Annotated in this window: 13 protein-coding genes; 4 read left to right on the top strand and 9 right to left on the bottom strand. The window is 61.4% G+C overall.

Going from position 1 to position 12,574, the window contains the following annotated elements:
• Positions 1 to 39 precede the first annotated feature (39 nt).
• On the bottom strand, positions 40 to 273 hold the full coding sequence (locus IG616_RS05330; protein WP_192147092.1) for a DUF2249 domain-containing protein: 234 nt from the start codon (positions 271 to 273) through the stop codon (positions 40 to 42).
• Positions 274 to 332: 59 nt separating this feature from the next.
• On the opposite strand from IG616_RS05330, the gene IG616_RS23255 reads away from it, so the two are divergent.
• Positions 333 to 461 carry a hypothetical protein gene (locus tag IG616_RS23255; RefSeq protein ID WP_281392999.1) on the top strand — a complete coding sequence of 43 codons (129 nt, stop codon included), beginning with the start codon at positions 333 to 335 and terminating at the stop codon, positions 459 to 461.
• Between the two features lie 220 nt (positions 462 to 681).
• Here the strand turns inward: IG616_RS23255 and IG616_RS05325 are convergent, their stop codons facing one another.
• The 4 genes from IG616_RS05325 to ubiT form a co-directional block, all read right to left on the bottom strand.
• Complete coding sequence (locus IG616_RS05325) at positions 682 to 987, bottom strand: DUF6522 family protein (protein WP_192147091.1); 306 nt, start codon at positions 985 to 987, stop codon at positions 682 to 684.
• Between the two features lie 291 nt (positions 988 to 1,278).
• On the bottom strand, positions 1,279 to 2,172 hold the full coding sequence (gene ubiV, locus IG616_RS05320; protein ID WP_192147090.1) for a ubiquinone anaerobic biosynthesis protein UbiV: 894 nt from the start codon (positions 2,170 to 2,172) through the stop codon (positions 1,279 to 1,281).
• Between the two features lie 4 nt (positions 2,173 to 2,176).
• Entirely contained in the window at positions 2,177 to 3,154 is a 978-nt protein-coding gene (gene ubiU, locus IG616_RS05315) for a ubiquinone anaerobic biosynthesis protein UbiU (RefSeq protein WP_192147247.1), read from the bottom strand.
• Complete coding sequence (gene ubiT, locus IG616_RS05310) at positions 3,154 to 3,708, bottom strand: ubiquinone anaerobic biosynthesis accessory factor UbiT (RefSeq protein WP_209007296.1); 555 nt, start codon at positions 3,706 to 3,708, stop codon at positions 3,154 to 3,156. Before ubiT ends, ubiU begins: the two co-directional genes overlap by 1 nt.
• A 236-nt stretch (positions 3,709 to 3,944) precedes the next feature.
• Here ubiT and IG616_RS05305 point away from each other — a divergent pair, with 236 nt between their 5' ends.
• Positions 3,945 to 4,553, top strand: coding sequence for a rhomboid family intramembrane serine protease (locus IG616_RS05305; protein ID WP_192147089.1), 609 nt, complete (start codon positions 3,945 to 3,947; stop codon positions 4,551 to 4,553).
• Between the two features lie 84 nt (positions 4,554 to 4,637).
• A complete protein-coding gene (locus IG616_RS05300; RefSeq protein ID WP_192147088.1) occupies positions 4,638 to 5,330 on the top strand; it encodes an NnrU family protein in 693 nt (230 codons plus the stop codon).
• A 169-nt stretch (positions 5,331 to 5,499) separates the two neighbouring features.
• Here IG616_RS05300 and amaB read toward each other — a convergent pair whose 3' ends face one another.
• Positions 5,500 to 6,999 (bottom strand): L-piperidine-6-carboxylate dehydrogenase, encoded by a 1,500-nt coding sequence (amaB, locus tag IG616_RS05295; RefSeq protein ID WP_192147087.1) that lies wholly within the window; start codon positions 6,997 to 6,999, stop codon positions 5,500 to 5,502.
• Between the two features lie 143 nt (positions 7,000 to 7,142).
• Here amaB and IG616_RS05290 point away from each other — a divergent pair, with 143 nt between their 5' ends.
• Positions 7,143 to 8,066, top strand: a complete 924-nt coding sequence (locus IG616_RS05290; protein ID WP_343072347.1) for a LysR substrate-binding domain-containing protein — start codon at positions 7,143 to 7,145, stop codon at positions 8,064 to 8,066.
• Positions 8,067 to 8,391: 325 nt separating this feature from the next.
• Here IG616_RS05290 and IG616_RS05285 read toward each other — a convergent pair whose 3' ends face one another.
• Genes IG616_RS05285 through IG616_RS05275 form a run of 3 tightly spaced genes read right to left on the bottom strand, consistent with a single transcriptional unit; the run spans position 8,392 to position 12,538 of the window.
• Positions 8,392 to 9,195: an inositol monophosphatase family protein gene (locus IG616_RS05285; RefSeq protein WP_192147086.1), complete on the bottom strand. Its 804-nt coding sequence runs from the start codon at positions 9,193 to 9,195 to the stop codon at positions 8,392 to 8,394.
• A 35-nt stretch (positions 9,196 to 9,230) separates the two neighbouring features.
• The gene (locus tag IG616_RS05280; RefSeq protein ID WP_192147085.1) at positions 9,231 to 10,292 is read right to left on the bottom strand and encodes an ABC transporter ATP-binding protein; all 1,062 of its coding nucleotides are present in this window, start codon (positions 10,290 to 10,292) and stop codon (positions 9,231 to 9,233) included.
• Positions 10,289 to 12,538, bottom strand: a complete 2,250-nt coding sequence (locus IG616_RS05275) for an ABC transporter permease (RefSeq protein WP_192147084.1) — start codon at positions 12,536 to 12,538, stop codon at positions 10,289 to 10,291. Before IG616_RS05275 ends, IG616_RS05280 begins: the two co-directional genes overlap by 4 nt.
• Between the last annotated feature and the right edge of the window lie 36 nt (positions 12,539 to 12,574).

Raw genomic sequence — 12,574 nt, 5'->3', positions numbered from 1 at the left:
GGGCATCACTTGCGCGGCATCACGTCCCTGCCTGCGGCTTCATTCAGCCAAAGCGCGCATGTCAGGCGTTACGCAGAGCGCGGCGCCATCGACCAGCCTGGGCGGACGGCTCCACAGCAGGCTATGGACATGCCAGTCCCGGTCGTTGACGATCTCGAAAGACTGGCCTGGCAGGAGCGCCTCGAACGCGAGCAGAACGGCGGTGCGCCGCGACGCGCAAGGCATTCCACTCACATTCAGAACATGGGTGTAAGGTGCTGGTTCGCTTGCCATTCTTGCCGGAAAGACCTCCTGCGCTGAGGCCGGACAGGCTATCCAGATTGGCGGGAGGAATGCCAATCGAGCAGGCACCTGCCTTTGGACCCCGGAAAAAGGCTGTCATCACTGTGCAGTGGCTGCGTTCGGCAATCCTGACGCCGCAGTTCTCGGTGGTGACAGGGGCCTCACCGGTTCTGGTGTGATGGCGGACCCGGCCAGTTTCACTGGATCTACAAGGTTCCAGGACCCGAGGACTGGGTGATCGAGGTCATCTGCACTGACGAGAATACGCCCCCCATGGCGGAAGCCTCCCATCCGGATGGCTGCACCTGCGGCTCGAACGGCCTGCAAGGCTGCGGCTGAAATGCTAGCGGCGCCCGAAGACATGCGGGTGCCGTCAGCTTTTCCCGGGCAAGTCCTTAATTACTGCTTGAGCGGCCCCGTCGGTGGTGCATGCCGCAGCGCCGGGGGAAGAGGATGGTCGCCGAAGTTGATTCTTGAGCTTTTCACCACCGCGCCGGATTGGTCCAGGATCAGGGTAAGTCTCGCGTTGCGGTGAAAGAGGACATAGGCGAAAGAACCTGCATCCTCGTCCTGCCCCACATAAAGTTTGCCCGTCATCCCGCCGGACCGCATGAGCTGCCGGACCTCATCGGACGGGATACCGAAGCCGGCGGCGATGGCTTCAGCGTCGACCTCGGGAGCGTCAGGTAGCGTTTTGTCTGTCATGAGCGCTCTCCAGGGCTTTCTATCCTGTCTCAGGCCGCGGTTCCCAGGGCAGCCGCATTCAGCTCATCTATAGGACCTCCCGCAAGGGAACTCCATGTTCCTGGCAGGCTTCGCGAAGGTCACGAAGCCTGCCAGCGGGCATCCGTTACATAGCATCTTGCGATGAATAAAGAGCGGAATCGTTGCCTTTTAAGGCCACCCATCTCCCTCATCCTGAGAAGCCAAGCGGACGCCAGGCGTCGCGAAGGATGAGCCGCATGCAATCAGGTCATTTATACCAGATCCTGCAGATCATGTCCGGCCTGACCAGCTGATCCCGTTCGGTCCGCCCAGGAAGCCGTTGCAGAAGGCGGCACCTGGGGCCAGGGGAAGCGCGCGGGCGCTTAGCTCATCCGCATCAATGCGCCCGCAGACCAGATCATGGAAAAGGGCGATGATGTTGAAAAAGCCGGTGTGTTGGGGCGACAGTCGCAGGCTGGCGACACCGGCAGCCTCCAGGGCGGTCAGGTCATGGGACATGTTTGCACAAGGATCCGACAGGGTCTGCACACCATTGATAGCCAGAAACGTCTGATCGTCCAGAGTGTCCACCGCGAACCCGTCCGGGTCATTGGCGCAGACGAACTGGCACTGATCCTTGGCCCGGTCATGATAGCGGGCGTGATAGCACCGGCCGGAGATCGCAAGTGGCAGACGGCCCCAGCCCCAAACCTCCACCGGTGTTGTGCCTGCCTTGGCAGCAAGGCGGGAAACCGAGGCCAGAGGCAGCTCCGGCGGAAGGCAAAAGCTGCGTGCTCCACGCTGTTTCAGATAGGAGAGCGTTCCTTCGTTATAAACATTGACCAGAGGTCCAACGGAGAAGGGAGCGTGCTCGGGAATATGCGCTAGTGCGGTCAGGTCGTTGACCTCAACTTCCAGACCGGTGCCCGCAAGCTCCGCCGTCATCTTGCGCTCGCGCTTCAAGGTGACCAGAGCCAGACTTGTGACCGCAACGTGCTTGCCGCCAGTCTGAAGGCGCTCAATGGCTTCAGGCATACGCGTCTGGTAAAATGGCAGGCGTTTGGAGCAGACCAGTTCGCCAAGAACGACTTTGGTCACGCCCGGCGTTTCGGCCAGCCGGGCATAGAAGTCGCTCCAGTGACCAGCGTCCCAGAAGCCTTGAATAGGTCCGATTGTCAGCTCCATGGGCTTATCTCCAGATCTTGTTATAGGCGCCAGCGGTGGCGCTCTGGCCTTCCGTCAGCTGGGCAAGCATTCCGGCAGGTACCGGGCGGCCTTCCTCCAGCGCCTCGACGGCCGCCCGGAAATTGCGGACCACCTGCGCCACATAGGCCCGGGACCGCTGGCGCCCTTCGATCTTCAGCGCTGTAACGCCTGCCTTTGCTAGGGCGGGCAACAGCTCGGAGGCATCTAGGCTGGCCGGATCCTCGAACACATAGCCGGTGCGGCTGCCCACCTTGAAACAGCCCTTGCACAGGGTCGGGTAGGGCGCGGGTGTGCCCTTGGACGCCCGGTGGATCGTGTACCCGCCAAGCTTTGCGGCGAGTTCCTGACCTTCTTCGGTATAGGTGACGTGGCTCGCCGGAGAACAGACGCCGTTCATATTGGGTGAGCGGCCCGTGATGAAAGACGAGAGCGAACAGCGTCCCTCGGCCATGACGCAGAGACCACCGAAGACGAAGACCTCTGTTTCCGTGTCTATCTCCCGGTTGATTGCGGCGATCTCCTGAACGCTCAAGACCCGGGGCAGCACCACCCGCTTCACATCGAAGGTTTCCGCATAGAAGTTGATGATGTCGGGATTGGCCGCTGCCGCCTGAACGGACAGATGACGGCGCAGGCCCGGATGCTTTTCAGCCGCATAGGCGATCAGGCCGAGGTCGGCGAGGATGACCGCATGGGCGCCAGCGGTTTCTGCATCTGCTACCGCCCGGTGCCAAAGGGCTTCGTTTCCAGCCTCCGGAAAGGTGTTGATCGCAACCAGCACCTTCGAGCCCCTGGCTTTGGCATAGGCGACGCCTGCGGCCAGTTCCGCGCGCGAGAAATTGAGGCCCGGGAAATTGCGGGCGTTGGTGTCGTCGGCAAAGCCGCAATAGACCGAATGCGCACCGGCATCGACGGCCGCGCGCAGGGAGGCCGGGGTTCCGGCGGGGCAGACTAGTTCCATCATCTTATGGCTCCGGACCGGGTAAAGGGAACGCCGGTGAGGCTTTCGGCCAGGGAAATGATCCGGGCTGCCGGGTTTGAGAAAGGGCCGGTGAGGGCGGCGATTTCCGCGCCAAGATCCAGCTCCGCATCATCAATCGCATTGCGCAAGGCAAGGGCTGCTGATGTGTCGCCCTCCACCGTCAGATCCCGCGAGAAGAACAGCGCATCCCCGTCCCAGACCCCATGCACCAGACCGATGAGCGCTGCCAGTTTGCCCGTGATCCGGGCGTCGGCTTCAGGCGGGTTCGTGTGAACCGTGATCACCAGCGGATCCTTGCCTAGATCCAGACAGAAGGACATGGGCACATCGCTGGCGCTGAGCGCGAAGCGGCAATGGCGGTACGGCCCCAGTCTGGCGAGAAGCCCTGAGTGTTTGGCAAGGATGCTCCGCGCCATATGTGTGAGTAGATGCTCTGCGGGCGCAGCCGGGGCGAGGCGCAGGCCGAACGCGAGCACCGGTGGCATCTGCGGTATGGCCTTTTCCGCTGCCGTCAGAAAGGCAGGTGCTGTCATCAGGATCTCCGGGAAAGAAAACGGACGGGCAGCACCTTAAGAGGGCAAGTTGATTCCGTTGTTGATCCGCATCAACTTTGCGAGCGGCTTTACGGTTTCGGGATCATTGATCACCGGCGAAAAATCATGTGTTTGACGAGGGTGGTCTGATAGCTTGAACTGGATTTCTGTCCCGAAACCGGAAAGTCTCACGATCTCGCCAGAGGTCTTACCCTGCCAGAAAGCCTATCGTTCCAATGCGCTCCCACCACCCTTTTCCCGTTGCCGTCCTGTGTCTTGCTGTGGTGACGGCCGTTGCGTCTCTGGCAGTCTCCTACCTGGATGATGGCAATGCTCTGAGCACAGTACAGATTTCGGCCTTGAGACGTTTTGGCGGCACGACCTTCGAAGACCTTGCGAACCTTGAGATTTGGCGGCTGGTGAGTGCACAGCTCATACACGCCAAGAACGAGCACATGATGTACAACGCCGTGTGCCTTTTGCTTGTCGGGGGACTGCTGGAAAGCAGGATCGGCGCCTTGAGGGTGCTTGTGATCTGGCTGGTCGCTGGAGGCCTCGCCACATTGATAAGCCCCATCCTGATTCCAGCCCCCTGGAATGTTGGCACTGGCGCCTCGCAGGGCGTCTTTGCTCTGTCTGCGAGCGCTGCCGTTCTTGTGATGTCTGGCGAAATCAGTGGGAAATTCGGTTGGCCGTTTATTGCCTTCGCGCTCGTGCCCGCCCAGGCTCTGGACCTTCTGTCCGCCGGCTATCCCAAGCCCGGCCATGTCAGTGCCCTCTTTCTGGGGCTGATGTTCGGCCTGCTGTTCAAAAACAGATCCACGCTTCCGTCTGACACCGCGTAAGCCGGTGCTTTCCACACCCTGGACCCGCAGGGTATTTTCGCCCCTGCTGACCAACCTTAAGCCGTGAAATGATGGAGTTCGCGAATGAGTGATAGTGCTGCATGGGCTGAATTTGCGCTGGCTTTTGGCGTGTTTCTGGGCGCTCACAGAGTTCCGGTTCTGCCGTCTGTGCGCGAGAATCTCACCAAGGCTCTGGGCAAGACCGGGTTCACCGTCGCCTATTCAGTGCTGTCGCTTGTCCTTCTGGGCTGGCTGATCGAGGCCGCCGCCGAGGCACCCTATGTCTCCTTGTGGGAGCCGGCGGTGCCTCTGGTTCACACCACGTTTCTTCTGATGGGCTTTGCCTTCCTGCTCTTTGGTCTGGCCATTGCCAGGCCCAATCCCTTCTCCTTCGGCGGGCTCAATAACGAGGCCTTTGATCCGGCCCGGCCCGGCATCATCCGCTGGCTGAGGCATCCAATGCTCGCTGCTCTGGCGCTCTGGGCCTTCGGGCATCTGATCTCCAACGGAGATCTTGCTCATGTGATTCTGTTCGGCAGCCTTGGTGTTTTCGCGCTGCTGGGCATGAAGCTGATCGACCGGCGCAAGAAGCGTGTGATGGGCGCTGAGTGGGACCGATTGCTCAAGGACATCCGGGCGCAATCGTGGAATCGTGGCTTTGTGCCTTTTCCTGCCTTTGTGATCCGGCTGCTCTTCGGCCTCGGCGCAATGGGGGGCATGCTCCTTCTGCACCCGCTGCTTCTAGGCGTCGATCCGCTTGTCTATTTTGGTGGTTAGCCAGCGGACTCGCGATCGCTTGACCTCTTTGCGCAAATGCGTCCGATAGTTTTGCGTGCGCTCCCATTATAGACAGACCAGACCGGCTCTCTTTCAGCTGGTGGTGCTGCAGACACAAAAACGGGCAGCAGAAAGCCGCCCGTCTTTTGGTATCCGCCTGATGTCCGGATCAGATGTCGAACTTGACGCCCTGTGCCAGTGGCAGAGAGGCGGAGTAGTTGACCGTGGAGGTCTGGCGGCGCATGTAGCCCTTCCAGGCATCCGAGCCGCTTTCACGTCCGCCACCGGTTTCCTTTTCCCCGCCAAAGGCGCCGCCGATTTCCGCACCGGACGGGCCGATGTTAACATTGGCAATGCCGCAATCGGAACCGGAGGCTGACAGGAAGGTTTCCGCTTCCCGGATGTTCAGCGTGAAGATGCAGGAAGAAAGTCCCTGCGGTACATCGTTCTGCAGCTCGATCGCCTCGTCCAGAGTGTCATACTCCATGACATAGAGGATAGGCGCGAAGGTTTCGGTCTTCACGGTCGCCGTCTGACCCGGCATTTCGACAAGGGCCGGGGTCACGTAGGCGCCACCAGGAACCCTGCCGGTGACGACTTCGCCGCCATGAACCACGCCGCCTTCGGCCTTGGCTTTCGAAAGGGCCGTCTGCATGGCCTTGAGCGAGCCCTGATCCACGAGCGGGCCAACCAGCGTTCCGGACTTGCGCGGGTCACCGACCGACAGAGAGGCATAGGCCTTGGTGAGCTTGGCGACCAGCTCCGCCTTGACCGACTTGTGCGCGATCAGGCGGCGCAGGGTGGTGCAGCGCTGGCCGGCCGTGCCAACGGCGGAAAAGACGATAGCCCGGACGGCCATTTCGAGATCGGCGGAGGGGGCTACGATCATCGCGTTGTTGCCGCCAAGCTCCAGGATCGGACGGCCCCAGCGGGCAGCGACCTTCGGGCCAACGATCTGGCCCATGCGGGTGGAGCCGGTAGCCGACAGGATCGGCACATGCTTGCTTTCCACCAGCGCATTGCCGATCTCAGCGCCGCCGATTACCACCTGAGACAGGCCTTCCGGCGCGTCCGCGCCAAAGCGGGCAACCGCCTTGTCGAAGATTTTCTGACAGGCAAGGGCGGTCAGCGGGGTCTTTTCGGACGGCTTCCAGATCACGGGGTTGCCGCAGACCAGCGCGAGGGCTGCGTTCCAGGACCACACCGCAACCGGAAAGTTGAAGGCGGAAATGATGCCGCAAGGGCCCATCGGATGCCAGGTTTCAGACATCTTGTGACCCGGACGCTCGGAGGCAATGGTCAGGCCGTAAAGCTGACGGGACAGACCAACCGCGAAATCGCAAATGTCGATCATTTCCTGGACTTCGCCAAGACCTTCAGAGGTGATCTTGCCAGCTTCCAGCGTTACCAGCGCGCCGAGTTCATTCTTGGCAGCGCGCAGCTCCTCGCCCAAGAGACGGACGAGTTCACCACGGCGCGGCGCTGGTACGGTACGCCAGGCCTTGAAGGCGGCCTGCGAGCGGACGATCACGGCATCCATTTCGGCAGCTCTTGTCTCGGCAATGCGGGCGACTTCCGCGCCATCCACTGGCGAATGAACCGCAAGGGTGCCGCCGGAAAGTTCGCTGGCGGCAAAGCCATTGGCCTTGAGAACGTCCTGATGATCCATATTGAAATCTCCTCATGGGTCGGGCCGCCGGCAGCCGCAAAGCGGTCGGGGCTAATTTTCCGGGTCAGAGTATCCGGTTTTCACTTGAAGAAAATGCGAGGAATCGGATTAATTGCATGAGTAATAATCATGGATAGTTTCTCGTGTCCCTGCCTGCAAAATCCGGCGATCTGCCAAGCCTTGCGATTCTCAGATGTTTTGAGGCGGCTGCCCGCCATCAGAGCTTTACGGCTGCAGCTGAAGACCTGAGTCTCACTCAGGGCGCTGTCAGCCGCCATGTGCGTGAGCTGGAGGACCATGTGGGCGCTGCCCTGTTCCGGCGCGAAGGGCGGGGCGTGCGGCTGACGGAGGCAGGCAGGGTTCTGGCTGAGAATCTGGCGGGAGATTTGGAACGCTTGCGTCGAACGATCTCACATGCGGTGGCCGCCGGAGAGACAAGGCAGGCCCTCAGTATCGCGACCTTGCCGACTTTCGGGACGCGCTGGCTCGTACCAAGACTCAGAAGTCTCAGAGCCTTGTCTCCAGATGTTGAACTGGTTCTTTATAGCCGAGGGGAGCCGTTTGACCTTGCGGGGAGCGGCATCGATGCAGCCATTCACTTCGGCAGCGCGGACTGGCCGGGGGCGCAGCTGACACCGCTTTGCCCGGAGGGACTGGTCGCGGTTGCTGCGCCATCTCTGGCGGAGGAATATGGGCTGAAAGGGCCTGCAGACCTGCTCGCCATGCCGCTGCTGCATATTTCCTCGCGTCCCTATCTCTGGGACCAGTTCGGCCAGTCTCTGACTGATGCAGCGCGGCCGGCCCGAAGAGGAAGTTCCTTCGACCAGTTTTCGCTGGTCATCGCGGCCGCCATCGCCGGTCTCGGCGCTGCGATCATTCCGCGCTACCTCATCGAAGCGGAAATCACCTCTGGTGCCCTGATCGAAGTCGCACAAGTGCCGCCAGCCACCGGCAAGGCCTATTTCATCGCGACACCGTCCGGCGTGCGCAATCCATTGGCGGCGCAATTCATCAGCTGGATAAAGGGTCAGGTGTCTACACGGGCGAAGATGCCAGAGCGGCGGTAACCGCATGGCATTCGTTACGTCTCTGGACCTTCCGAATGCCGCAGCACTTTGCCTGAGACATTATACGTTCTGGCAGTGAGTGGGCCCCGGCTCTTCGGCTACGCCTGCGGCCGGGGTGACGTCTGAGAGTTGGGATCCGCGGTCACCCCGGGCGAGCAACGCGAGACCCGGGGTCCACTCATTCGCAGAGTCTTTCTGGCTTGGGCAGACGTGCCTTCTCAGACACTCCTGATCATGAGCATCTGCATGGGCTCCTTTTGAGCCCGGGCGCTTCCAAACAAGTACCGCCCGGAGCAAAGCCCGGGCGGTGAACATTCGTTGACGCTCAGACGTCGGCCAGCTTCCAGATGTCGTCTCTCGCTCCGGGCGCGGCGGCGATGACGGGAGCGCCCTTGGTGATGCCGACCCGGTCACCCGGGAAGGGCAGGCAGTGCCCGCCAGCTTCCTTGACGAGACAATAACCGGCCATGCAGTCCCAGGCATGCATATAGGGCTCGTAATAGCCGACGAGTTTGCCAGCGGCGACATAGGCCAGCATGAGGGCGCCGGAGCCGTTGCGGATCAGGTTGCCGCCATTGGCCATCAGGGCCGTCACGATGGCGCCCACCTTTTCCGGCGTGACATGGCTGTTGCTGCCAATGCCAGTCAGGCCGTTCTGCATGGTCCGGGACGGATCGAGCGTCAGGACCTTGCCGTTGAGCGTTGCGCCGAGGCCCTCGGCGGCTGCGTAAATCTCGTCAAGGCAGGGCACGATGATAACGCCGACCACCGGCTCGCCATCCCGGGCGACGGCGATGGACACACACCATGTCGGCATGCCATTGACGAAAGGCGCTGTGCCGTCGATGGGGTCAACGATCCAGGTATAGGGGGAAGCCCCTTCGGTCTGGCCATATTCCTCACCCAGAAAGCCATCTTCCGGGAAGGTTTCTGCGACCTTGGCGCGCAGCATTTCTTCCACACTGCGGTCTGCGATGGAAACAACATCCTGAAGGTTCTTCTTGGTCTCGATCACCAGCGTCTCGCGCCGGTTGAAGAAGTCGAGCGCCATGGCCCCGGCCTCATCCGCAAGTTTGCGGGCGAAAGCGAGGCGGTCTTGGATTGAGCCGGTTTGGGCAGCTTCGGTCATGTTCTTGTCGGATCCGTATGACGATGGGACGAAAATCAGGCTGCGATCAGCGCGATGCCTCTGGGGCGCAGGTTGATCGAAACCTCAGTCTGCGAGGGCAAAGGAGTTGTGACAGTGTGGTCTGTCACAAACAAGGTGCCTGCCGCGGTCTCGACTTCATACTCCACATGATCGCCAAGATAAGCGGAGGTCAGGACCTTGCCGGGAAGACCGGAGCCGTCCCTTTCGCTGACTCCGACCGCGCCCGGCCGGATGGCAAGCTTGGCGGCACCCGGCCGGGCGCCGGCGCTTGGAACCTTGTGCTGCAGTGCGCCGACCTGAACCACGGCCACGCCGCCTTCCACTGACACCACATCGCAAGGCACAACATTGGCCTCGCCCATGAAGTCGGCAATGAAGCTGCTGGCGGGAAACTCATAGAGATCCCGTGGCGCACCGGACTGGGCAATATGCCCGTCCTTCATCACAACAATCGTGTCGGAGACGGCCAGCGCCTCGTCCTGGTCGTGGGTCACGTAGACAGCGGTGAAGCCCAGGCGCTGCTGCAACTCCCGGATTTCCGTCCGCACCCGGCGGCGCAACCGCGCATCGAGATTGGAAAGCGGCTCATCCAGCAGGAGAACCTGAGGCTCCAGAACCAGCGCACGGGCAACAGCAACGCGCTGCTGCTGCCCGCCGGAGAGTTCCGCCGGAAGCCGGTGCCCCATGCCGGCAAGGCCGACCTGGGCAAGGCCATCTTCTGCCTTCTCCTTGGCTTCCTTGCCCTTGAAGCCGGAGGATTCCAGGCCATAGGCGACATTTTCCAGCGCGCTCATGTGGGGAAAGAGCGCATAGGACTGGAACACCATCGACACATCGCGGGAATGGGCCGGGAGCATGGTCACATCCTTGCCGCCGATCAAAATCCGCCCCGAGGTCGGATGCTCGAGGCCTGCCAGCATGCGCAGGGTCGTGGTCTTGCCACAGCCCGACGGGCCGAGCAGCGTGACGAGGGTTCCCGGCTCGATGGTGAGCGACAGGTCCGGAATGGCGGTGAAACTGCCGAAGTCCTTGCGCACATGCTCGAAGACAACGGAGCCTGGCTTGAAGGTGGTCATGCGGTTTTCTCCTGAACGGACGGGCCTTGCGCCACGGATTTGGACTGGGGGGCCGGGGCTGCGCCCGCAACGCGGTTCTCCCGGCGCAGGCGGCGTTCGCCGACAAGCATCTGGAACCCGGCAATAATTGTGATCATCACGAAGATCAGCATGGAGGAGTAGGCGATGGCGACACCGTATTCGCCGTTCTCGACGAGGCCGACAATGTAAGACGTTGCCATGTTGTACTCGGCGCTGACCAGGAAGATGACCGCGCTGATGGAAGTGATCGCCCGGACGAAGGAATAGACCAGAGCCGCGGTGATCGCGGGCCGGAGTAAAGGCAGGATCACCTTGCGCATGGTCCGGGCACTGTTGGCCCGGAGCGTCAGAGAGGCCTCGTCCAGGCTCTTGTCGAGCTGGCTCATGGCCGCGATGCCGCCACGCACGCCGACCGGCATGTTGCGGAACACAAAGCAGGCAATCAGGATCAGGGCCGAACCGGTCATTTCCAGCGGCGGCAGGTTGAAGGCCAGGATATAGCTGATGCCGATGACCGTGCCGGGAATGGCAAAGCTCATCATCAGGGCAAATTCAAAGGCATTCTGTCCCGCGAACTTCTGGCGCACGATGATATAGGCGGTGAGCAGACCGACCGCTGCCGTTAGCGGAGCGGAGATCAGAGCGATTTCCATGGTCGTCCAGAAGGAGTTCCAGGCAACACCCGTCCAGGCGATCGCGCCATCGGCAAAGCTGATGGAGAAGGCCTTGGCATAATGCTCGATCGTGAGGGAGTGATCGAGGCCCCAGGTCTTCACGAAGCCGCCGAAGATGATCATGCCATAGACAACAATGGTGAAGATCATCCAGGGCACGACAATGCCGTGAACACCCCGGTTGAGACCACGCGGCAGGGCAATATGAGCCCCGCTGTCGCCCTTGCCGGTTACGGTCGCGAAATTCTTGCCCTTGAGCCAGAAGCGCTGTGCCACGAAGGCGGTGAGGGTGAAGGTCAGCAGGATCATCGCCAGAACCGCTGCGCGGGATGGATCATTCTGGGAGCCGACGACGGCAAAGAAGATTTCGGTTGAGAGCACGCCGTGGCTGCCGCCAAGCACCAGTGGGTTGCCGAAGTCGGCCATGCTCTCAATGAAGCCGATCAGGAAGGCATTGGCGAGACCGGGCTTCATCAGGGGCAGGGACACTCTGAGAAAGGTCTTCCAGCGTCCTGCACGCAGGGTCTGCGAGGCCTCTTCCAGGGACGGGCTGACCCCTTCCACGACGCCGATCAGGACAAGGAAGGAAATAGGCGTGAAGGAGAGAACCTGCGCGATCCAGATGCCGGTCAGGCCATAGAGCCACCGGCCGGGCTCAATGCCGAAGAGCGCGGACAGGGCTTCGGTGATCACTCCGGAGCGTCCAAACAGCAGCGTCAGCGCGAGACCGATCACGAAGGGCGGGGTGATGATCGGCAGAACCGTCAGGAGCCGCAGGCCCTTCTTGAATGGAAACTGCGTGCGGGTCGCAACCAAGGCAAAGGCAAGGCCCATGATGGTTGAGCCCAGACCAGTCATGACGGCCAGCCAGAGGGTGCGCCATGCCACTCCGCAGCGGCCGTCGCCGGTCACGCAACCAAGGCTCCAGATGCCCGGGTCCTGCATGTTGCGGATCAGCCCGTCCGGGCGGAAGGAACCGTCGAAATCCTGCACGGAACCGGCGAACATGCTGCCGATCGGGTAGAAGACAAATACAGCGACCAGGAAGATCAGAAGCGAAATCGAACCAGTGATGAAGGCATCACCCTTCATGGCGCCGCGTTCGGCAAGGCCGAAGGCGAAGAGCAAGACGAAGACAATCGACAGCGTGACCGCCCCGGCACCCATGGAGGGCTGCCCCTGGGAGAGAGGTCCAAAGAGGGTTTCACTAATGGTCCATGCCCAGCCGGTGAAGCTGATGGCAAGGCCTTGCGCTGCCATGAAAAGCACCCCGGCACCGCCTGCGGCCGCCATCAGCAAGCCGCGGCGCGGGGCATTCGTCATGAGCCGCGCAGACGCAGCCGCCAAGAACAGGAGAAGCGCAATCGCAATCCAGGGCCGGTCATGACTCACAATCTGAAGGAAACCTGGAGCTGTGTCCGCGGTGAAGGGAAAATCCGGTATCCAGCCAAGGCCGAAAAAGCCCCGGTCGATCCGGTACCAGGGCACCAGCAAAAACGCTGCTGCCCCCAGGAGGATGAGAACATCCAGTCTTCGATTGCCATTTTGCATGGCTGTACCTGCCCGTTCTGTCTGCGGGAAAAAGGG

It is taken from the genome of Roseibium litorale (assembly GCF_014842915.1).
Taxonomy (GTDB): Bacteria; Pseudomonadota; Alphaproteobacteria; order Rhizobiales; family Stappiaceae; genus Roseibium; species Roseibium litorale.
This window is presented reverse-complemented; position numbering and strand designations above follow the sequence as displayed.

What these genes read in the sequence shown, in the direction of transcription:
- IG616_RS05330 (WP_192147092.1), bottom strand. Translation starts at nt 273, where the DNA reads ATGGCAAGCGAACCAGCACCTTACACCCATGTTCTGAATGTGAGTGGA.
- IG616_RS23255 (WP_281392999.1), top strand. Translation starts at nt 333, where the DNA reads ATGCCAATCGAGCAGGCACCTGCCTTTGGACCCCGGAAAAAGGCTGTC.
- IG616_RS05325 (WP_192147091.1), bottom strand. Translation starts at nt 987, where the DNA reads ATGACAGACAAAACGCTACCTGACGCTCCCGAGGTCGACGCTGAAGCC.
- ubiV (WP_192147090.1), bottom strand. Translation starts at nt 2,172, where the DNA reads ATGGAGCTGACAATCGGACCTATTCAAGGCTTCTGGGACGCTGGTCAC.
- ubiU (WP_192147247.1), bottom strand. Translation starts at nt 3,154, where the DNA reads ATGGAACTAGTCTGCCCCGCCGGAACCCCGGCCTCCCTGCGCGCGGCC.
- ubiT (WP_209007296.1), bottom strand. Translation starts at nt 3,708, where the DNA reads ATGACAGCACCTGCCTTTCTGACGGCAGCGGAAAAGGCCATACCGCAG.
- IG616_RS05305 (WP_192147089.1), top strand. Translation starts at nt 3,945, where the DNA reads ATGCGCTCCCACCACCCTTTTCCCGTTGCCGTCCTGTGTCTTGCTGTG.
- IG616_RS05300 (WP_192147088.1), top strand. Translation starts at nt 4,638, where the DNA reads ATGAGTGATAGTGCTGCATGGGCTGAATTTGCGCTGGCTTTTGGCGTG.
- amaB (WP_192147087.1), bottom strand. Translation starts at nt 6,999, where the DNA reads ATGGATCATCAGGACGTTCTCAAGGCCAATGGCTTTGCCGCCAGCGAA.
- IG616_RS05285 (WP_192147086.1), bottom strand. Translation starts at nt 9,195, where the DNA reads ATGACCGAAGCTGCCCAAACCGGCTCAATCCAAGACCGCCTCGCTTTC.
- IG616_RS05280 (WP_192147085.1), bottom strand. Translation starts at nt 10,292, where the DNA reads ATGACCACCTTCAAGCCAGGCTCCGTTGTCTTCGAGCATGTGCGCAAG.
- IG616_RS05275 (WP_192147084.1), bottom strand. Translation starts at nt 12,538, where the DNA reads ATGCAAAATGGCAATCGAAGACTGGATGTTCTCATCCTCCTGGGGGCA.